This is a genomic window from Mesorhizobium sp. B2-5-11, from assembly GCF_006440835.1.
Lineage (GTDB): Bacteria > Pseudomonadota > Alphaproteobacteria > Rhizobiales > Rhizobiaceae > Mesorhizobium.
In genome coordinates this window covers 593,214-612,908 of record NZ_VFUK01000001.1, presented here as the reverse complement: position 1 = coordinate 612,908, position 19,695 = coordinate 593,214, and the positions used below count along the sequence as shown (strand labels likewise).

24 protein-coding genes are annotated in these 19,695 nt (G+C 63.0%); 10 read left to right on the top strand and 14 right to left on the bottom strand.

The annotated features are described in order from the left end of the window. Positions 1-19: 19 nt before the first annotated feature. Positions 20-1,387 carry a LysM peptidoglycan-binding domain-containing protein gene (locus FJ490_RS03090; protein WP_140517828.1) on the bottom strand — a complete coding sequence of 456 codons (1,368 nt, stop codon included), beginning with the start codon at positions 1,385-1,387 and terminating at the stop codon, positions 20-22. Positions 1,388-1,515: 128 nt separating this feature from the next. On the opposite strand from FJ490_RS03090, the gene FJ490_RS03085 reads away from it, so the two are divergent. Further along, entirely contained in the window at positions 1,516-2,127 is a 612-nt protein-coding gene (locus FJ490_RS03085) for a TIGR00730 family Rossman fold protein (protein ID WP_140517827.1), read from the top strand. Between the two features lie 69 nt (positions 2,128-2,196). Here the strand turns inward: FJ490_RS03085 and FJ490_RS03080 are convergent, their stop codons facing one another. Beyond that, entirely contained in the window at positions 2,197-3,093 is an 897-nt protein-coding gene (locus tag FJ490_RS03080; RefSeq protein WP_140559471.1) for a LysR substrate-binding domain-containing protein, read from the bottom strand. A 121-nt stretch (positions 3,094-3,214) separates the two neighbouring features. Between FJ490_RS03080 and FJ490_RS03075 the strand changes: the two genes are divergently transcribed. Both FJ490_RS03075 and FJ490_RS03070 read left to right on the top strand, forming a co-directional pair. Next, complete coding sequence (locus tag FJ490_RS03075; protein ID WP_140555775.1) at positions 3,215-3,505, top strand: muconolactone Delta-isomerase family protein; 291 nt, start codon at positions 3,215-3,217, stop codon at positions 3,503-3,505. Positions 3,506-3,682: 177 nt separating this feature from the next. Beyond that, positions 3,683-4,681, top strand: a complete 999-nt coding sequence (locus FJ490_RS03070) for a transporter (RefSeq protein ID WP_140555777.1) — start codon at positions 3,683-3,685, stop codon at positions 4,679-4,681. Here the strand turns inward: FJ490_RS03070 and rarD are convergent. The 8 genes from rarD to cysS all read right to left on the bottom strand — a co-directional run bounded on the left by rarD (position 4,659) and on the right by cysS (position 11,727). Further along, entirely contained in the window at positions 4,659-5,585 is a 927-nt protein-coding gene (gene rarD, locus FJ490_RS03065; protein WP_140494526.1) for an EamA family transporter RarD, read from the bottom strand. The two genes, FJ490_RS03070 and rarD, sit on opposite strands and share 23 nt — an antisense overlap. An 83-nt stretch (positions 5,586-5,668) precedes the next feature. Next, complete coding sequence (cimA, locus tag FJ490_RS03060; RefSeq protein ID WP_140559470.1) at positions 5,669-7,285, bottom strand: citramalate synthase; 1,617 nt, start codon at positions 7,283-7,285, stop codon at positions 5,669-5,671. A gap of 187 nt (positions 7,286-7,472) precedes the next feature. Then, complete coding sequence (gene pip, locus FJ490_RS03050) at positions 7,473-8,432, bottom strand: prolyl aminopeptidase (protein WP_140559468.1); 960 nt, start codon at positions 8,430-8,432, stop codon at positions 7,473-7,475. Beyond that, positions 8,429-8,905, bottom strand: coding sequence for a GFA family protein (locus FJ490_RS03045; RefSeq protein WP_140559467.1), 477 nt, complete (start codon positions 8,903-8,905; stop codon positions 8,429-8,431). The genes pip and FJ490_RS03045 overlap by 4 nt, the downstream gene beginning before the upstream one ends. Then, positions 8,902-9,393 (bottom strand): GFA family protein, encoded by a 492-nt coding sequence (locus FJ490_RS03040; RefSeq protein WP_140494536.1) that lies wholly within the window; start codon positions 9,391-9,393, stop codon positions 8,902-8,904. The genes FJ490_RS03045 and FJ490_RS03040 overlap by 4 nt, the downstream gene beginning before the upstream one ends. A gap of 6 nt (positions 9,394-9,399) precedes the next feature. Beyond that, entirely contained in the window at positions 9,400-9,786 is a 387-nt protein-coding gene (locus FJ490_RS03035) for a VOC family protein (RefSeq protein ID WP_140580914.1), read from the bottom strand. Further along, complete coding sequence (locus FJ490_RS03030; RefSeq protein ID WP_140624536.1) at positions 9,783-10,187, bottom strand: endonuclease domain-containing protein; 405 nt, start codon at positions 10,185-10,187, stop codon at positions 9,783-9,785. Before FJ490_RS03030 ends, FJ490_RS03035 begins: the two co-directional genes overlap by 4 nt. A gap of 91 nt (positions 10,188-10,278) precedes the next feature. Beyond that, complete coding sequence (gene cysS, locus FJ490_RS03025; protein ID WP_140728182.1) at positions 10,279-11,727, bottom strand: cysteine--tRNA ligase; 1,449 nt, start codon at positions 11,725-11,727, stop codon at positions 10,279-10,281. A 416-nt stretch (positions 11,728-12,143) separates the two neighbouring features. Between cysS and FJ490_RS03020 the strand changes: the two genes are divergently transcribed. Further along, positions 12,144-12,299: a hypothetical protein gene (locus tag FJ490_RS03020; protein WP_140494544.1), complete on the top strand. Its 156-nt coding sequence runs from the start codon at positions 12,144-12,146 to the stop codon at positions 12,297-12,299. Positions 12,300-12,364: 65 nt separating this feature from the next. Here FJ490_RS03020 and FJ490_RS03015 read toward each other — a convergent pair whose 3' ends face one another. Then, positions 12,365-13,141, bottom strand: coding sequence for an SOS response-associated peptidase (locus FJ490_RS03015; RefSeq protein WP_140565025.1), 777 nt, complete (start codon positions 13,139-13,141; stop codon positions 12,365-12,367). Between the two features lie 123 nt (positions 13,142-13,264). On the opposite strand from FJ490_RS03015, the gene FJ490_RS03010 reads away from it, so the two are divergent. From FJ490_RS03010 to FJ490_RS02995, 4 genes are all read left to right on the top strand, one after another. Beyond that, complete coding sequence (locus FJ490_RS03010) at positions 13,265-13,699, top strand: NUDIX domain-containing protein (RefSeq protein ID WP_140494548.1); 435 nt, start codon at positions 13,265-13,267, stop codon at positions 13,697-13,699. Positions 13,700-13,761: 62 nt separating this feature from the next. Then, positions 13,762-14,136: a TIGR02301 family protein gene (locus FJ490_RS03005; RefSeq protein ID WP_140494550.1), complete on the top strand. Its 375-nt coding sequence runs from the start codon at positions 13,762-13,764 to the stop codon at positions 14,134-14,136. Positions 14,137-14,523: 387 nt separating this feature from the next. Further along, the gene (locus tag FJ490_RS03000; protein ID WP_008874920.1) at positions 14,524-14,781 is read left to right on the top strand and encodes a hypothetical protein; all 258 of its coding nucleotides are present in this window, start codon (positions 14,524-14,526) and stop codon (positions 14,779-14,781) included. A 69-nt stretch (positions 14,782-14,850) separates the two neighbouring features. Next, positions 14,851-15,645: a hypothetical protein gene (locus tag FJ490_RS02995; protein WP_181165139.1), complete on the top strand. Its 795-nt coding sequence runs from the start codon at positions 14,851-14,853 to the stop codon at positions 15,643-15,645. A 19-nt stretch (positions 15,646-15,664) separates the two neighbouring features. Here FJ490_RS02995 and FJ490_RS02990 read toward each other — a convergent pair whose 3' ends face one another. The 3 genes from FJ490_RS02990 to FJ490_RS02980 form a co-directional block, all read right to left on the bottom strand. Beyond that, positions 15,665-16,396 (bottom strand): nucleotidyl transferase AbiEii/AbiGii toxin family protein, encoded by a 732-nt coding sequence (locus tag FJ490_RS02990; protein WP_140633375.1) that lies wholly within the window; start codon positions 16,394-16,396, stop codon positions 15,665-15,667. 66 nt (positions 16,397-16,462) lie between these two features. Then, positions 16,463-16,690 (bottom strand): hypothetical protein, encoded by a 228-nt coding sequence (locus tag FJ490_RS02985; protein WP_140580909.1) that lies wholly within the window; start codon positions 16,688-16,690, stop codon positions 16,463-16,465. Positions 16,691-16,741: 51 nt separating this feature from the next. Next, positions 16,742-18,073: a dihydroorotase gene (locus FJ490_RS02980; RefSeq protein WP_140657955.1), complete on the bottom strand. Its 1,332-nt coding sequence runs from the start codon at positions 18,071-18,073 to the stop codon at positions 16,742-16,744. An 82-nt stretch (positions 18,074-18,155) separates the two neighbouring features. Here FJ490_RS02980 and FJ490_RS02975 point away from each other — a divergent pair, with 82 nt between their 5' ends. Then, positions 18,156-19,016 carry a folate-binding protein YgfZ gene (locus FJ490_RS02975; protein ID WP_140624531.1) on the top strand — a complete coding sequence of 287 codons (861 nt, stop codon included), beginning with the start codon at positions 18,156-18,158 and terminating at the stop codon, positions 19,014-19,016. Continuing rightward, positions 19,016-19,648 (top strand): HD family hydrolase, encoded by a 633-nt coding sequence (locus FJ490_RS02970; RefSeq protein ID WP_140624530.1) that lies wholly within the window; start codon positions 19,016-19,018, stop codon positions 19,646-19,648. The genes FJ490_RS02975 and FJ490_RS02970 overlap by 1 nt, the downstream gene beginning before the upstream one ends. Positions 19,649-19,695: the final 47 nt, after the last annotated feature.

Below are 19,695 nucleotides of genomic sequence, written 5' to 3'. Positions count from 1 at the left end.
CCGCCCCGCTGACGCTTGCCTACTCCGTCTTCGCCGAATGCGTCGTCATCTGGTCACCCATCGCCTTGAGGTCGGCGGCCTCGCCTTCCTTCGACCGTGGCGGGACCTTGAACACCTGTCCCGGCCAGATGCGGTCGGGATTGCGGATCTGGTCCTGGTTGGCGAGATAGATGGTCGAGTAGCGCATGCCATAGCCGTAAACGCGCCGCGAAATCCGCCACAGCGTGTCGTGACGGCGGATGATCACGGCGCCGTTGGCATGTTCGAGCTTAGGTGAAACAGTCTCGGCCACATCGGAAGGCGGCGTGGCCACTGCATCGGCCGGAGCCGGTTCCGCCGGGTTGGCGGGCGCTTCAGCGGCAGCCGACGGTTCGGCAGACTTTGCATCGGCCGCCTTGGATCCAGCAGGCGCCACGGCGGCGACCGCCTCGCCCGGTTCGCGCTCGAACGGTACGGCGGCGCGGGCCACCACCTTCACCCCGTCGGCATCGAGGCCATCGACACGGATGGTGTAACTGCCGACCGGTACGTCGCGCCTCGCCTCAACCAGGAAATGGCCATTCGGCGATGTCTGCGCTTCGCCAAGCAGGATGTCGTTGGCATAGGCGCGCACCTTGCGGCCCGGGTCGGCGAGGCCGGCGACAAAAATCTTGCTGCCGTCAATCTCGACCGCTTCGACGACGATCTTGGGTTCGGCCACGGATGGCGCGGGCGGCGTTGTCGGCGCCGCAGGAGCAGGCGTTGCTTCGATGGCGGCGGACGCGCCTGGCGCCGGAGCCGCGGCTGCAGGCGCTTCCGGTGTTGTCTGCGGCTGGGGCACGGTCAGCAGTTCGGCCGGCTTGCCCGGTTCCTCGACCATGGCCAGCACCTGACCGCTCGCATTGGCGGGAATGGAGACGACGGCCGTCTGGGCCGAAGCGGTCACCACATCGCCGGCGGTGGAGCGCAAGGCAATCGTATAGTCACCGGGCTTCAGCGGATCATCGAGCACGATGACGAAGGCGCCATCGGGACCAGCGACCGTCGAGCCGATCACGGTCGAACCGTTGAGGATCTCGACCTTTGAATTGGGCGCCGCATTGCCGGCGACGACGATCGAACCATCGCCTTCAACGCGCACCACGTCGAAGGTCGGGGCGATCGGACCCGCGACGGCAGGCGCGGTTGCCTCAGAGGTGGGAGCGGACGGTGCCGCAGCCTGCGGCAGCCGCGCTTCCGTGCCCGGATTGGCCGGCTTCGGCGCCACAGGCGGAGCCTGCGCCGCGACGTCCGCCGGCGGCGTGCGATTGAAATATGGGTCGAGCGCGCCCGACACATAGGCGGTTCCCGCGACCGCAACGGTCCCACCCGCCGCGAACAGAAACGCCTTCAACGGATTGATCGCCATCTACTTCCCTGCCCCTTAGCCACCTAACGCCGGTCTAGCCTGTTTTACCATCACCGACAAGAAAAAGCCCGGACTTCTCGGCCCTTAGGGCTTGACCGCGCTTTCAGACCCAATCACCAATCATCGGCATGAATACGATTCGATCCGTCTGCGTGTATTGCGGCTCGTCTCCGGGCCGTGATGAAACCTATGTCAAGGCTGGTCACCTGCTCGGGCGATCGCTTGCGCGCTCCGGCCTCAGGCTGATCTATGGCGGCGGCACCAAAGGCATCATGGGCGCCGTCGCTGAAGGCGCGCTCAAGGCCGGCGGCAAGGTCACCGGCATCATTCCCCGCTTCCTGATCAACAGGGAAGCAACCGAAACCGCGCTAGACCGGCTCGACGAGCTCGTGATCACCGAAAACATGCACGAGCGCAAACATAAGATGTTCGAGAAATCCGACGCCTTTGTGGCGCTGCCGGGCGGCATCGGCACAGTCGAGGAGATCGTCGAGGTCATGACCTGGGCGCAACTTGGCCATCACCGCAAGCCGATCGTCTTCGGCAATGTCGGCGGATTCTGGGATCCGATGCTGGCGCTTATCGACCATATGGCAACCGAAGGCTTCATTCACACCGCACAGCGGGTCAAGCCGCTGGTCGTCAATGACCCCGAGGCAATCGTCGCCGCCATCATGGTGGCAGGCTCCTCGGTCGATGCGCCGACGGAGGGCGTGCAGTCGGTGATAGACAAGATGTAAGGCTGTAGCTGAAGACAGAACCTACTGCCCTACTGCCCTACTGCCCTACTGCCCTACTGCCCTACTGCCCTACTGCCCTACTGCCCTACTGCCGGCCAGCCGCAGATCATCGATTACCGCCCGCCGATCCTGGCGCCGCCAGGCGAGATGGATCGAGACCTTGCGCTCAAACCATGGCAGGTCCCGAAACAGGATCCCGGGCGGCGCGGCGATGCGCAGGCTCGACTGGACGGTGGCAAGGCCGAGGCCGGCGCTGACAAGGCCGAGCGAGGTCAACGGGTCCGCCGTCTCATAGGCGATATCGGGCAGGAAACCCGCCTTGGCGCAGGCGGCCAGGAACTGGCCGCGATTGGTGTCGTCGGGCTGGCGCACGACGGTGATCCAGACGCGGCCGTCGAGATGGTGCGGCTGGATATCGGCCACTTCGGCGAGCGGATCGCCTTCGGGCATCGCCAGCGCCAGCGGCTCGTGGCGCAGCGGCATGCTGGCGACATCGGGATCGTCCGCGGCGGGCGGCGAATAGACCAGGCCCAGATCCAGCGACCGCTGCCGCAGCTCCTCGATCTGCGCCGCCGAGCGCAGGCTTCTCAACTGGAGATGAAAATCCGGCCGGTCGCGGCGGAATTGGCGCAGCATCGCGGCGACAAGCCCGGCGTGCACGGCGCCTTCGACATAGCCGATGGCAAGACGCCCGACAGACCCGCTGGCAAGGTTTCGACCAAGTTCCTCCAGCCGGCGCGCGTTCGACAGCAGCGCGCGGGCCTCGGCGAGAAAGGCGCGGCCCTCGGCATTGAGATGGACGCGCTGTTTTACCCGTTCGAACAGGGTTACGCCAAGCTGCTGTTCAAGCTGCATGATCTGCCGGCTCAGCGGCGACTGCGAAATATGCAGCAGCTCGGCGGCGCGACCGACATTGCCGGTTTCCGCGACGGCGACGAAATATCGGATCTGGCGCAAGTCGAACATTTTTTGCTCCGCGCGGCATCAAGTCTTCAAAAGTCTCAACTTTAGCCTAATCAGTCTTGGACAGTCTGACCATCCAGCGCGATACCTGCCGTCACCTACCGCTGACAAACAGGAGACCGACATGCAGTTCTTTGCCCTCCTCACCCGCAACACCGAAAAATTCACCGATGCCGATTTCGCGCCGCTGCTGCCCGGCGAGGCCGAGCAGCGGCGCACGCTCTACGCCCAGGGCGCGGTTCGCCAGGTCTGGAACCGTGGCGACATTCCCGGGAGCGGCATGATGTTCGAGGCGGCCAGCGATGCCGACGTGCGCAGTCATCTCGGCAGCTTGCCGCTGGTCAAGGCCGGCATGATGGACATTGCCGCAATCGTGCCGCTGAACCCTTATCCCGGTTTCGGTCCGAAGCGCTAAGTGTGGCAGTCGCAATGCGGTGGCGGCGAAAGGCGCCGCCGCACTGACGCGGCCGCTCGAGAGAGTGTGATCGGCTGTCAAGGAACCGTCACACGAAACCCCGCCGCCCATGCTAGATGTTGCAATCACGCGCCGCCAAGCGGTGCGATGCTCGAAATATGCATCCGGCACTACACCATGGATACTGCTCTCGCCCCGGAAGGCACCGACCTGTCGCCCTACCTGCCAGACGAGCATGGGCTGTTCTTCATCTATCATTTCACCGCCGACGGCCTGCGCACCAAGGATGCCGCCGGCGCGCAATGGACGTGGCGCAGCTACCAGCTTTCCGACATGCGCGCACGCCACGAGATCGCCGCCGAACAGGCCCTGCCGGCGCCAGTGCGCGAGGCCTTCCTGTCCGCCAGCCATGGCTGCCACATCGACCTCGAGGATGACTGGCTCTACGGCGACCTGCCGGACCTGCGTCACGACTATTCGGCGGAAGCCGGCGGGCTTGGCCATTTCCGTTTCGCCCTCAACGACACCATGCTGGTCGGCGCCCGCAAGCAGCCCTTGCAGTCGGTCGACAATATCCGCAAGGCGATCGAGAACGGCTCGCGCAAGTTTCGCTCGCCGGCCGAGCTGATCGAGGCGGTCGTGGGCCAGTCGTTCGACGGCATGGCGGTGGAACTCGCTGCACTTGGCGACAGTCTCGACGGCATCGAGGACCGCATCGTCTGCGACGCATGGCACAATGAGCGGCAGGCGCTCGTCGATGCGCGCCGGCACCTGGTGGTGATTCACCGGCAGATGGCGACCCTGACCAATCTGTTTCGCCATCTCGACCATTCGCACCGCAACGACCTGCCCGATTCGATCAACGACATGGCAGCACGGCTTTCGCACCGCGCGCAGACGCTGCACTATGATGGCGAGCAGTTGCAGGCGCGCGCCAGGCTGTTGCAGGACGAGCTGATGGCCAAGCTGACGACGCAGTCGAACCGGCTGCTCTACGTGCTGTCGGTGATGACCGCGGTGCTGTTGCCAATGACGATCATCTCGGGCCTGTTCGGCATGAATGTCGGCGGCTTGCCGCTGGTCAACACGCCGATAGGCTTCTGGGTGGTGACTGCGGTTTCGATGCTGATCGCCGGAGCGACCTATCTCTTCGTCAGGCGGCTCGGGCAGATGTAGCCCGGCGCGCCGTCGCCAGCATCGACCAGGAATACATGGCCAGCGCCGCCCAGATCAGGGCAAAGGCGACAGCCTGGGTGGTGTCGAACGGCTCTTTGAAGATCAGCACGGCGATCAGGAACACAATGGTCGGCGCAATATATTGCATGATACCTATGGTGGAGAGACGCAAAAGCCTGGCGCCGAATGCGAACAGCAGCAGCGGCACCGCGGTCACCGGCCCGCAACCGGCCAGCAACGCCGCATCGACGCCGTTGCCGGAAACGAAATGGTCCTGTCCGGTGGCGATCAGCCAGGCGATATAACCCAAGGCCGGCACCGACAACAGAAGCACTTCGAGCAGAAAACCCTGGCTGGGGCCGATCGGCAGCGTCTTGCGGAAAAAACCGTAGGCGGCGAAGGAAAAGGCCAGCGCCAGCGATACCCATGGCAACTTGCCAGCCTCGATCGTCAGCACGGCGACCGCGATCGCCGCAAGCACCACGGCCGCGATCTGCAGCCGATCGAGCCGCTCGCCGAGCAGCAGGGCGCCGACCACGACGCTGACCAGGGGATTGATGTAATAGCCAAGGGCGGTTTCTACGGTGCGGTCGACGGCGATCGCCCAGACGTAGACGCCCCAATTGACCGAGATCAGCGCCGCCGTCAGCGCCGCCATGGCGATCGTGCGGGGCGAACGGATTGCCGCCTTGAAATCCGCCGTGCGGCCGGCCCAGACCAGAACCGCGGCGGCGATCGGCACCGACCAGACGATGCGGTGGGCAATCACCTCGGCAAGCGGCAGGTGCGCAACCGCTTTCATGTAGAAAGGCAGCAAACCCCACAAGAAATAGGCACCCAGCGCCAGCAGGAAGCCGCGGCGGGCTTTTGAAACTGCGTCCTGGGTAATTGCTTCAGCGGCCATGGCCCAACGCTATGGCCCAGTAACCTTGGCAAGACCATCGCAAAGTTCTGATGGATCAATGGACTTTCGCTGATGGTTCAAACTTACTCCGCCGCCACCAGACCCGCCATGTCCCGGTTCTTCATCAGCTTGTAGATGATGGAATCCATCAGCGCCTGGAACGAGGCGTCGATGATGTTTTCGGAAACGCCGACCGTCCACCAGCGGGCACCTGTCGCATCATGCGATTCGATCAGAACGCGAGTGATCGCCTCGGTGCCGCCATTGAGGATACGCACCTTGAAGTCGGCGAGTTCCAGATCGGCGATTTCGCCCTGGTATTTGCCGAGATCCTTGCGCAGTGCGATGTCGAGCGCATTGACGGGGCCGTGCCCCTCGGCCACCGACATCTTCTCCTCGCCCTCGACCAGCACCTTGACCACCGCTTCCGACACCGTCTTCAACTGGCCATTGGCATCGAAGCGGCGTTCGATCATGCAACGGAACGAGGTGACGTGGAAGAACTCGGGCAAGCCGTGCAGCATCTTGCGCGCCAGGAGCTCGAAGGAGGCGTCGGCGCCCTCATAGGCATAGCCGGAGGCCTCACGCTCCTTGACCACCGATATCAATGCGTCGAGCCGGTGATCGTCCTTCGGCACATCGATGCCGCGCCGCTTCAGCTCGGCCAGGAAATTGGCCTTGCCGCCCTGGTCGGAAACCATGACGCGGCGGCGGTTGCCAACCGCTTCCGGCGGCACATGCTCGTAGGTCGCAGGTTCCTTGGCGAGCGCCGAAGCGTGGATGCCGGCCTTGGTGGCGAAGGCGGAAGCGCCGACATAGGGCGCCTGCGCCTCCGGAGCGCGGTTCAAGAGTTCGTCGAAGGCGCGCGACAAGCGCGAAATGCCGGTAAGCGCCTCGGCGGAAATCCCCGTCTCGAAACGGTCGGCGAAGGCCGGCTTCAACGCCAGCGTCGGCACGATGGAGATCAGATTGGCGTTGCCGCAGCGTTCGCCAATGCCGTTCAGCGTGCCCTGGATCTGGCGCACGCCCGCTTCGACCGCGGCCAGCGAATTCGCCACCGCCTGACCGGTGTCGTCATGGGCATGGATGCCGAGATGGTCGCCGGGAATGCCCGCGGCGACGACCCTTTCGACGGTTGCGCGTAGTTCCGAGGGCTGCGTGCCGCCATTGGTGTCGCACAGCACCACCCAGCGCGCGCCGGCATCATAAGCGGTCTTGGCGCACGCCAGCGCATAATCCGGATTGGCCTTGAACCCGTCGAAGAAATGCTCGCAATCGACCATCGCCTCCTTCCCCGCGGCAATGGCGGCTTCCACCGAGGCCTTGATGGACTCCAGATTCTCCTCATTGGTGCAGCCGAGCGCCACACGGACATGATAGTCCCAGCTCTTGGCGACAAAGCAGATGGCGTCCGACCGCGACTGGACGAGTGCGGCAAGCCCGGGATCGTTGGAAGCCGACACCCCCGCCCGCTTGGTCATGCCGAAGGCGACGAACTTTGCCTGCGCGGTGCGCTTCTCCCTAAAGAAGGCCGTGTCGGTCGGGTTGGCGCCGGGGTAACCGCCCTCGACATAGTCGAGGCCGAATTCGTCGAGCAGCTTGGCGATGGCGATCTTGTCCTCGACCGAGAAGTCGATACCGGGCGTCTGCTGGCCATCGCGAAGTGTTGTGTCGAAGAGGTAGAGGCGTTGCTTTTTCATCGTCCTGTGGGCGCTTGAACGCCCCCCTCTGGCCTGCCGGACATCTCCCCCTCAAGGGGGGAGATCGGCAGTTCGAATGTCCCGCCATCACCTGCGGCGCTGAAAATTTGCGAAACCCCAGGTGATGGCCAATCTCCCCCCTTGAGGGGGAGATGGCCGGCAGGCCAGAGGGGGGTGAGCGCCGACATCAGTTTTTCCCCACAAACCGATCCGTCGCCCGGATCAGCCGGTCCAATATCCCTGGCTCGGAATAGGCATGGCCGGCACCCTCGATCAGGTGAAAATCCGCCTTCGGCCAGGCCTTGTGCAGCGCCCAGGCGTAGCGTGCCGGGCACGGCATGTCGTAGCGGCCGTGGACGATGGTGCCGGGAATGTCCTTCAACTTCCAGGCATCGCGCAGCAACTGTCCCTCCTCCAGCCAACCGGCATGGACGAAGTAGTGGTTCTCTATGCAGGCGAAGGCGACGGCGTAGTCGTCCTCACCAAACGGTCCGCTGGTCTCCGGCTCGGGCAAAAGCGTGATCGTCTCGCCTTCCCACAGGCTCCAGGCGCGGGCCGCCTCGATCTGCGCGTTTCTGTCGGACCCCACCAGCCGCTTGCGATAGGCGGCCATCAGGTCGCCGCGCTCGGCCTCGGGGATCGGCGCCAGGAAGCGCTCCCACTTGTCGGGAAACATCTCGGAGACGCCGAACTGATAGTACCATTCGAGTTCGGGGCGGGTCACCGTATAGATGCCCCGTACGACGAGCTCACTGACGCGTTGCGGGTGCGTCTCGGCGTAGGCGAGCGCCAGCGTCGAACCCCAGGAACCGCCGAAGACCAGCCATTTGTCGAAGCCGGCCATTTCGCGCAGGCGCTCGATATCGGCGACCAGGTGCCACGTGGTGTTGGCCTCCAGCGAGGCATTCGGCGTCGACTTGCCGCAACCGCGCTGGTCGAACAGGATGACGTCGTAGAGATCGGGATCGAACAGCCGCCGATGCTTTGGCGAGATGGTGCCGCCCGGCCCGCCATGCAGGAATACCGCCGGCTTGGCGCCTTTGGTGCCGGAGCGTTCCCAATAGACCTGGTGGCCGTCGCCGACGTCGAGCATACCGCTCTCGAAAGCTTCGATCTCGGGATAAAGCGTGCGCAGTTCAGAGCTCATAGTTGCAAACCTTTGGACGGCCAGTCCGTCGTTTCATGGTCGGGATGCTGGAAGGAGATGATCTCCTCCTGCCTTGCGTAATAGTCTGGATCCTGGTGGACGGGCTGTTCGAAGATCGTCTCCACCCAAGGCAGCCGCCCGGCGTAATTGACCTGGATCTGCGGCGCCAGGTCGGAGCGATCGTCGAAGGCGCCGATGGCGATCTCCAGGCCGCCGGGCTGGCGGTAGGTCAGCGGCGTGCCGCAGCGGGCGCAGAAACCGCGATCGATGTTGACCGAGGACTGGAAATAGCTCGGCTCCTCACGGGTCCATTCGACGCCGTCCTTCGGCGCTGTCACCAGGGCGCCGAAAAAGGAACCGAACTGTTTCTGGCACATGCGACAGTGGCAGATGGACGGGCGTCCAAGCTTGCCTTTGATGCGGAAGCGCACGGCGCCGCACTGGCAGCCGCCGGTTCGAATGGTCTCGCTCATGATGTTTTCTCCGGCGGCCATTGCTCGGTGTCGTGGTCGGGATGCTGGTAGGAGACAAGCTCTGCCAGATAGGGGGCCGAACCCATATCCGCCATCGTATCCTCGCCCGGCAATTCTGGAATGGAATCGACGTAAGGCAGCTTTGCCTCGGTGCCCCATTGGATGGTCGGCGCGATATCAGCCGGAGCGTCGAAGGCGGCAATCGCCAGCGCCATGCCGTCCGGCGCCTCGAAAGTCAGCGGCGTTCCGCATTCGGCGCAGAACCCACGCCAGGCAGCGTTCGACGAGCGGAAGCGCTTGGGCTCGCCGCGCGTCCAGTCCACCTTGGCGCCGCGCACCGAGACCAGCGGAAGGTAGAAATTGCCGCTCGCCTTCTGGCACATGCGGCAATGGCAGACCGAGGCATCGCCGAGTGCGCCCTCGACGCGAAAGCGCACGGCGCCGCACTGGCAGCCGCCGGTGTAGATCGGCCGGTTGTCGAGGCTCATGGCAGGTCACTCCGCATCATGGCAGACGGCCTCGACATTGTTGCCGTCGGGATCGAACACGAAGGCGCCATAGTAGTCCGCATGATAGTGCGGGCGCAGGCCCGGCCCGCCATTGTCCTTGCCGCCGGCGGCGAGAGCGGCAGCATGGAAAGCATCAACCTCGGCGCGGCTGCGCGCGGTGAAGGCAACGTGCTGGCGGGCCTTTTGGCCCTCCTTGCCTTCCTGGAGCCAGAACACCGGCCGATCGCGGCCGTAGCCACCGACCTTGGCGCCGCCGGTGTATTCCAGCGGCACCATATGGAGCAGCGAGGCCCCAAGCGGCGCCATCGCCTTGTCATAGAAAGCCTTCGAAGCGTCAAAGTCAGCAACGTCGATGCCGAGATGGTCGATCATGGAACGAACTCCTCCGTTGCTGGTTCCGGCATTTCCGCGCCAGCCAGGCCGGCCGCAATCACGATGTGCTGACAGACATTGTCGATATCCCGGATCACGTCATCATTCCAGAAGCGCAGGGCGGTCCAGCCGCTGGATGTCAAGTAGGCGGTCCGTGCCTCGTCGCGTTCCGCGTGCTCAGCGTCTGCATGCTGGCTGCCGTCGACTTCGACGATGAGGCGATGAGCTGAACAAGCAAAGTCCACGATATAGGGGCCGATCGGCACCTGCCGGCGAAAGCTTAGCCCCATCAGCCGATGAGCGCGAAGTTCATTCCATAGCTTTAATTCGGCGTCGGTCATGACGCGACGCATGGACTTTGCGTTCTTGCGCTGGCGTGCGGGAACGAGGTCGTGCCCCATGGCTAGACAACACCACGCTGAAGATTAGCGAAACCGCTGATAGCCGTCATCAAAGCCTCCGCCAACTTTGAAACGATGCTCTGCAGCGCCCTCACCGCTTCACCTCCCACGTTGTCACACGCGCGCCCGTGACCGGGTCCTTGCCGTCCTTCAGTTGCACGCCTTGCGCCAACAACTCGTCGCGGATGCGGTCGGCTTCGGCCCAGTTCCTGGCGGCGATCAATTCCAGGCGCCTGGCGATCGCCTTGGCGAGCGCGGCTTCGTCGACCTTGGCCGCCCCGACATCGAAACCCAGGAAGGCAAGCGCACCCTTCAGCGAGGCCGCTGCGGCGTTTTCGCCATCGCCGCTGAAGTCGACCGCCTCGCCGGCCAACTGGGTCAAAACCTGGAAGGCGGCGTAGGTGGCGAGATCATCCGACAACGCCTGCACGACCTCGTCCGGCAATTGCCCGACCGCCGGCGCCAGATCGGCCGCGCGTTTCCACTTGCGCAGCGTGTTCTCCGCTTCCTCGAGCTTGCGCACGGAAAAGTCGATCGGTTCGCGATAATGGGTCATCAGCATAGCCAGCCTGAGCACCTCGCCGGGCCATTTGCGGCCGCCGAACGTTTCGGTCTCCAGCAGCTCGTTGATCGAGTAAAAATTGCCGAGGCTCTTCGACATCTTCTGCCCTTCGACCTGCAGGAAGCCGTTGTGCATCCAGATGTTGGCCATCACATCGGTGCCGTGCGCGCAGCGTGACTGGGCGATCTCGTTCTCGTGGTGCGGGAAGATCAGGTCGAGACCGCCGCCATGAATATCGAAGACCTCGCCCAGATAGGCGGCGGACATGGCCGAGCATTCGATGTGCCAGCCCGGCCGGCCCCTGCCCCATGGGCTCTGCCAGCCCGGCTCCTCCGGGGACGACAACTTCCACAGCACGAAGTCGCCAGGATTCTTCTTGTGCGCGTCGACTGCAACGCGAGCACCGGCCTGCTGCTCGTCGAGATTTCGCTTCGACAACTGGCCGTAGTCGGGCATCGAAGCGGTGTCGAACAGCACTTCGCCTGCGGCAACATAGGCATGGCCGCGTTTGATCAGGCTTTGAATCAAGGTGATCATGTCTGCCTTGCCGTCGGCACGGGGCTCGACGAACTCGGTGGCGCGCGGCTCGACTGTTGGCTCCAGGCAGCCGAGCGTCGCAACGTCCTTGTGGAATTGGCCCGCGGTCTTCTCCGTCACCCGCCTTATCGCCTCGTTAAGCGACAGTCTGCCGGCTGATATCTCGCTGCCGAAATCGCGCAGTGCGCGTGCATTGATCTTGTCGTCGACATCCGTGATGTTGCGCACATAGGTGACGTGCGTCTCGCCATAGAGATGGCGCAGCAGCCGGAACAGCACGTCGAAGACGATTACGGGCCTGGCATTGCCGATATGGGCGAAGTCGTAGACGGTCGGACCGCAGACATACATGCGCACGTTCAGCGCGTCGATCGGGACGAAATCCTGCTTCGCGCGCGTCAGCGTGTTGTAGAGGCGCAGGCCCTTCGGTGCGTCAGACATTTCATGCCTTTCCGGTTCAGAACTTTTGCCTGGATGAAGCCAGCTCCGCGCCGAGGCGCAAAACGGACTCCAGCCTGCTGGCCGGGGCGTTTGTCCAATCTAGGGGAAGATGAGGCGAAAACGTCCGGACCAGCCCGAAGCTAGCCAATAATGCAAATGCCACAAATGGCGAAAGACGTTTTCATAGGCGGCTTTATCGCCTTGGCCAGTGTTGCCGTCAAGTCGCTTATCCCGAGAAAAACGACGCCAGAACTGGCAAATGCGTCGCCCGATCACACGGAATCAGCCACTGAAACATTTTATTAAACATGTCGGCACAGTCATGAAACATACGCCGGCTAGATCAACCTGCGTCACGATTTGGTCGGATTCGGCCGCCAAACGCAGACACGGAAACGTTATCTGGGAAGAGACACATGCCTCGAAGCAAGCAGGAAGCCAACCGCGCCAAGCAACCAGCGCTGGCAAACCATTATCGCGCAATCGGCCCGGCCGCGATCGTCGCCGCCCTGCTCCACACTGCGAAGAAGAAAAAGCCGGTGCAGAAAATCGTATCGCCCCGCGCTGCCTGAAGCAGTGCGCGATCGGCCCAAGGGTCGGAACGAGGCGCCAAACCGCACCTCGAACAGAGTTCCTGCTAAAACAGCGTCATCTGACTGTCGTCCGCGCCGGGTTTCCGGCGCTTGACCTTCTCGGGCTCGGGCCCGATCTCCCCCTTCTCCTGAATCTCCGGCCCGGTGTTGGCGACCTTGTTGACGAGGTCGGAGACCGGAATCGCTTCGAAGAAGTCGCGTTGCGCCGGCCGCAACAGGTCGGCGACGTCGCGCGGCTCAAGTCCGCGGCAATCGAGCCAGCGGGTGAAGTCTTCAGGTGCGATCACCACGGGCATGCGGTCATGGATATGCGCGATGTCGGCATTGGCCTCGACCGTCAGAATGGCGCCGGTGTCCAACTCCGAGCCGCCCGGTTCCGCATAGGTTTCAACCAGCCCGGCAAAGGCGACCAACTCGCCATGCCGCGGCCTGATCCAGTAAGGCTGCCCCTTCCTGCCGCCCGCCTCTCCGGGCCGCGCCTGGCGCCATTCGTAAAAACCTGATGCCGGCACCAGCGCCCGGCGATGGCGCATGGCGGCTTTGAACGAGGCCTTTTCGATCACGCCTTCGGAGCGTGCGTTGAACAGCAGCGGAAATTCGCCGACATCCTTTACCCAGGCGGGGATCAGGCCCCAGCGCACCAGCATCGGCCGGCGGTCCGGCAGGTTGGAACCCGGCGCCCGCGGCGGGCCTGAGATCGCCATCAGCACCGGCTGCGTCGGCGCTATATTGTAGCGCGTAGGAAACTGCTCCACCTCCGCCAGCCCGAGGAAAGCGGCTGTCTGGTCCGGTGTCGCGGTCAAGGCAAAACGTCCGCACATGTCTATTGGTCCTGATGTCCGGTTTCGAAAGTGGCGATGGAACAGTTGCACTGCAACCGTTAAAGCTGTCCGGCGTCGGCCGGTCCACAACAGGCTGCCGTAAATCAGGGCGATCGGATATCCATGGACGAAGTGCGAAAAGTCATTCCCGCGGTCTCGGTCGCCGTTGTGCGCGGCGACGCCGTGCTTCTGGTCAAGCGGGCGCGACAACCCTCGCAAGGGTTCTATGCATTCCCGGGCGGCAAGGTCGAAGCCGGTGAGACGCTGGAACAGGCGGCACGGCGCGAATTGCTGGAGGAGACGCAATTGCAGGCCGAAAACTACCGACGGCTGCGCGAAATCCTCATCGACGGCACGCTCGACGGGCATCCGGTCGATTACCTGCTGACGGTATTCGGTGCGGCCCATGCCGGCGGCGAGGCCGTGGCCAGCGACGACGCCGAGACCGCCGCCTTCTACACGCTGGCCGAAATGGCTGATCTGCCGCTTGCCGGTTCGGTGCTCGCGGTCGCCGAGGAACTGCTCGGACGGCCGTCGCAAACCCCTGAGCGACCCTGAAATCCGGAATTCGCCCGGCACAATCGCCTTGCAGGCGGCAAATTGTTTGGCCAGATTGACTTATGCGTTGCCTTCCTCTCCTTCTCGCGACATGCCTTGCCGTCAGCCCTGTGGCGGCACGACCGGCGTTCAGCGCCGAGGCACCCTTCGAACCGGGGCTGATGCGGCTGGCGGAGGTTCTGGGGTCGCTGCATTTCCTGCGCAATCTGTGCGGCGAAAAGGGCGACCAGTGGCGCGGCGAGATGCAGAAGCTGCTCGAATCGGAGAACCCGGATCCGCAACGGCGCGCCCGCTTCATCGCCAGCTTCAATCGCGGCTACCGCTCATTCGGCGGCACCTACACGCAATGCACCGCGTCGGCGACCGAAGCCATCGGCCGCTACATGAAGGAAGGCGAGACCCTGTCGCGCGACATCGCCTCGCGCTACGGCAACTAGCGCATATCGCCCAAAGTGCCCTCGCAAGAGCGCATCCGGCCTTCATCAACAGATATCCGGTCCATTGGCGACGACTGCGGGCATATCCAGCTTGTGTCGAGAACTGTCATGGTGCAATCCTTTTGTTGCGCTTATGCAACAGCGTTAATGAAACGTTAGCGCGCGGATGTGGAATTAACTCAAACTGAAGGTTTTCACCCCGCAGGCACGCCTAATCGGCTAAGTTTGACCAGGATTGAATGCAGCTTCGCAAGCGCAACCGGCCTCCTGTAAAGAACGATCAAAAAAATGTCGTATTTACAAAGACTTATTTGCGGCTGCGTGTAAACGGAACAGATCAAGCCTGATCCATCGACGGATCGCTGCTTGCAAGGGTGGACATCGCTTATGGAACATGGTGTCAACGACATCGACGCGCTGGTCAGGGAAGAAAAGCGCCTGACCGCGGTGGAGAGCCACAGCGAGGCCTGGGCCGAAGGTCTTTCGGCAGGCATAGAACCCGAGATCATCGCCGAAGCGGCGCTTGAAACCGCGTTCGGCGAAATGCTGCGCGCCAACGGCGAGACATCGGCCCTTGCCCTGCTCGACCGCATGCGTGAAAAGGTCATTGCTGGCGCCTTCGAACCCGAACGGCTGCGGCACTGAACCGACGTCCGGTTCTTTGACGGCAAATGCCGCTCGGGCATCATGCCCGGAAGCAGGGAGAAACGGGCAGTGGATTTTTCGATGTCAGGCAAGCCGCGCGGCTTGGTCCTTTGCATCTGTTTCGCCGCGTGCAGTGCCGCAATTCCCTTGGTTGCGTGTCTGACAAGCAGCCCCGCTTATGCGCTGAGCGAGATCAAGCGCGAAGAATTCCCGTCGCCGGTCCAACCGATGGTGGACGACGACGTGTCGTCGCCGGGAAGCACCGTGCCGATACCCGATCCGGTCGGAACGCCATCTTCGACCAGCCAGCCAACCACTCCGGACAAGGCCGAGCCGGTCACCCCGCCGAACGGCGACGGTGCCACCAACAGGCCGCGCGTCGATCCCGACGCGCCCACGCCGGAGGTCGTCTACGACCTCGGCAAGCTGCCTGAACCGGTGCGGCGCATGCATGACCTGATCATCGAAGCCTGCGAGAGCGGCGACGTCGAAAGACTGAGGCCTTTGATCGGCAAGGGCGACGGCATGACCCAATTGTCACTGACCGACATAGATGGCGACGCCATTACCTTCCTCAAGGGGCTCTCCGGCGACCAGGATGGCCAGGAGATTCTTGCCATACTGGAGGAGGTGCTCAATGCCGGCTATGTCCATGTCGATGCCGGCACGCCACAAGAGCTCTATGTCTGGCCGTATTTCTTCGCTCTACCCCTGGACAAGCTCGACGCCAGGCAACGGGTCGAGCTGTTCAAGATCGTCACCGCGAGTGACTTCGACGACATGAAGCAGTTCGGCGCCTACATCTTCTACCGCGTCGGCATCACGCCCGCTGGGCAATGGACGTTTTTCGTCGCAGGGGATTGAAACTCGGACACGCGAGTGCCTATTCGTGCGGATCGTCTCGGCGAATGCCTGCATCGGGCCATAGGCGGATAGCTTCATCCCGAAGAGCCGAGATCGCCTTTGTGGCCATGTCGGGATTCATTTGCAGGACTTCGGCAGCGTTGCGTAGCTCGTCCTGGTCCTGAAGCTTGTTTGCGACCCAGGCAACCTTGTTCTGGATATCAGGGCCGTAGGCGGTCTGCGCCTTGACGCGAGCCTGCGCCGGGATGCGTCCATAGATGCCAATCAAGATCCCAAGATCGATGGCATCGCGATATGCGGTCGCGCGATCCTGACACCGATCGGCATTGGCCAGCAGCTTCTCGGCAAACATGTCCGCTGCAACGAGGACGGGCACCTTTAGATCATTGTCGACATGACCTTGAAGTTGGATGCGCCCTTCGCGGATCACTTCGAATTTGATCGGTTGGCCCTGCAATCTTACGATTGTCCTCAAACCATACTGATCGATCTGGAAATCTCGGACGGCTTCGACGGGTTCGGGGAAAAATGCCCTGATCCCTCGTTGGACCGCATGGGTCCGCAATTCACGATAACCATCGGCATCGGCACACAGGAAATCAACATCCAGGGATCGTCGGTACTCGCCGAATTTCATGACAATCGCCGTCCCACCCCCAAACCAGCATTTGTTCGCGGTCAGGAGATGGTGGTCCATCAAGCCGAGAGCCTCAGCGATGATCCGGTGTTCGGGCTTCTTGAATTCCTTCATGATTTCCGCTCGCGTATGTTCTTGTGAATATTCCAGTTGCGGAGAAATCAGGAAGGAAACGAAACTTCAGCCAGTGGTCAAAAGAATGCCCTGGCCGAATTTTTCCGCCAGGTTCTGGATAAGCAGCCTTTCAGATGTTGTAAGGCGCTCTTGATCGACAAACCGCCAGTTGCGCTCGTAGATGGCGAAAGCTTCCTCGGCAGGAATCGGGCGCGTTGCATCGCGGCTCCAGACGAGTGCGTGTAGCTCCGGAAACTCAGCGGGGACAATCATTGGCGTGATATCTGTGCGCATAACCACTCAATTTAGTAGATCGTGCCTAAGAAATCCAATGATGTGAAATAGCTACGCGGAGGGCGCTTCGGAGAACTCCACTGCCCTGCCCTGGCCCGGCGTCACGATCTCGCCCTCCCACATGATGCGCTGGCCTCGAATGACAGTGCCGACCGGCCAGCCGGTGACTTCCTTGCCGTCATAAGGCGTCCAGCCGGCCTTCGAGCCGGCTTGTGCATTGGTGATGGTCTCGCGCCGTTTCATGTCGACAATTGTAAAATCGGCATCATAGCCGGCGGCGATACGGCCTTTCCTGGCCATGCCGAAGATGCGCTGCGGGCCGTGGCTTGAAAGATCGACGAAGCGCTGCAAGGTCAGCCTGCCGGCGTTGACGTGGTCAAGCATGATCGGCACCAGCGTCTGCACCCCGGTCATGCCCGAGGGCGATGCCGGATATGGTTTTGCTTTTTCGGCCAATGTGTGCGGGGCATGGTCGGAACCGAGTACGTCGACAATGCCTTGCGCGATTCCGTGCCAGACGCCGTCGCGATGGCGCGGGGCACGGACGGGCGGGTTCATCTGGATCAGCGTGCCGAGCCGTTTGTAGTCGTCCGCCGACAGTGTCAAATGGTGCGGTGTCGCCTCGCAGGTGGCGACATCCTTGTGCTGTTCGAGGAACAATATCTCCTCGGCCGTGGAGATGTGCAGGACGTGGATGCGGGCACGGGCGGCCCGCGCGACGCGCACCAGCCGCTCGGTGCAGCGCAAGGCGGCGATCTCGTCGCGCCAGACCGGATGCGATGAAGGATCGCCCCCGATGCGCTCGCCAAGGCGTTCGCGCAGCCGGAACTCGTCTTCCGAATGGAAAGCGGCGCGGCGGCGGGTGTTCCTGAGGATCGAGGCGACGCCTTCATCGTCCTCGACCAGCAGGTCGCCGGTGGACGAGCCCATGAAAACCTTTATCCCGGCCGCGCCCGGCAGGCGCTCGAGCTCGGCGACATCGTTGGCGTTGTCGCGGGTGCCGCCGACCCAGAAGGCGAAGTCGCAGTGCATACGGCCGGTGCCGCGTCGGACCTTGTCGGCAAGCGTTTCTTCGCTGGTGGTCAATGGATTGGTGTTGGGCATTTCGAACACGGCGGTGACGCCACCGAGCACCGCCGCCCGAGATCCAGTCTCCAGATCCTCCTTGTGCTCCAGTCCCGGCTCGCGGAAATGCACCTGGCTGTCGACGACGCCCGGAAGGATATGCAGGCCCCGGCAGTCGATCGTCTCGCCGGCCGAGGCTTGGCGCAGATCGCCGATGGCGGCGATGCGCCCATTCTTCACGCCGACATCGCGTTGCCCCTCGCCGTCATGGTTGACCATCATGCCGCCTGTCAGGATGAGGTCGTAGGTGTTGGCCATGCTGATCGATCTCTTGCGGGGGGAGTGTCAGCGGCTTACGTAATGGCCAACCGTTTTGCAAGATCAGGCTTTTATTCGCCCCATGCCCTTTGCCCTGCTGAAAGACCGCGCGCTCATCTCCATCTCCGGCCCTGATGCCGAACACTTCCTGCAGAACATCCTGACCACCGACCTCGACGCGCTCGGCGCCGGCGAGGCAAAACCGGGCGCGCTTTTGACACCGCAAGGCAAGATCCTGTTTGACTTCCTGATCTCACGGGCCGGCGAAAACGCGTTCCGCCTCGAATGCCGCGCCGACATCGCTGACGATTTCGTACGCCGGCTGATGCTGTACAAGTTGCGCGCCAAGGTCGAGATTGCCAAATCCGAACAGACGCTTGTCTCCATTGCCTGGGGAAATGAGTCAGCTCCCTCACAAAAGGATTCAACCGTGCTGGCCGACCGGCGCTTTCGCGATGAAAGCGTCACCCGCTCCTATGGCAGCGCTCAAGAGACTGACGACGGTGCCGCATGGCAGGCCTTGCGCATCGCGCATGGCATTGCCGAGAGCGGCACCGACTACCAGCTCGGCGACGCCTTCCCGCATGACGTGCTGCTCGACGAGACCGGTGGCGTCGGCTTCAGGAAAGGCTGCTATGTCGGCCAGGAGGTCGTCTCGCGCATGCAGCATCGTGGCACGGCAAGGCGGCGGGTGCTGATCGTCAGGGCCGAACGGGCCTTGCCTGAGGCCGGCGCCGAATTGACCGTCGACGGGCGATCGGTGGGCACTCTCGGCTCGAATGCCGGCACGATCGGCCTCGGCATCGCCCGTATCGACAGGGTCAAGACAGCGCTCGACGCCGGCCAGCCGATCCTGGCCGGAGACGTGCCGGTTACGGTTGCCATTCCACCTTTCGCCAAATTCAGCTTTCCCCAGGAAGCCGCCGGCACGGAGGAGGCCTGATGGCGGCCGACCGCATCGGTGCGCCGCCACGCGCCTGGCAGCGCATGCTGTCCGGCCGCCGGCTCGACTTGCTCGACCCCTCACCCCTCGATATCGAGATTTCGGACATCGCCCACGGGCTCGCCCGCGTCGCGCGCTGGAACGGCCAGACCCGCGGCGAGCACGCCTTCTCGGTCGCCCAGCATTCGTTGCTGGTGGAAGCGCTGTTTTGCGACCTGATGCCCGATGCGCCGGCGGACGCCCGGCTTGTGGCATTGCTGCACGATGCGCCCGAATATGTAATCGGCGACATGATCTCGCCGTTCAAATCGGTGATGGGCGGCAGTTATAAGGACTGTGAACTGCGCTTGCAGCGCGCCATCCATCTGCGCTTCTCGCTACCGCCGGAACCAGGCGCCGGCCTGCGCAAGGAGATCAAGCGCGCGGACCAGATCGCCGCCTATTTCGAGGCAACGCTGCTCGCCGGCTTTTCGACCGCGGAGGCGACCGAGTTCTTCGGTCGTCCACGCGGCTTCAGTGCCGAGCGCTTCGATTTCACGCCGCGCTCGGTAACCTGGGCACAGAATGCCTTCCTGAAGCGTTTTTCCGCGATCGAGAAGTCGCGGCGCAAGGTTGCTACGGCGGTAGGGTAGAAAACGCTAAATTAACCGGAACAGCCGACAGTGCGGTGTTCGATCAC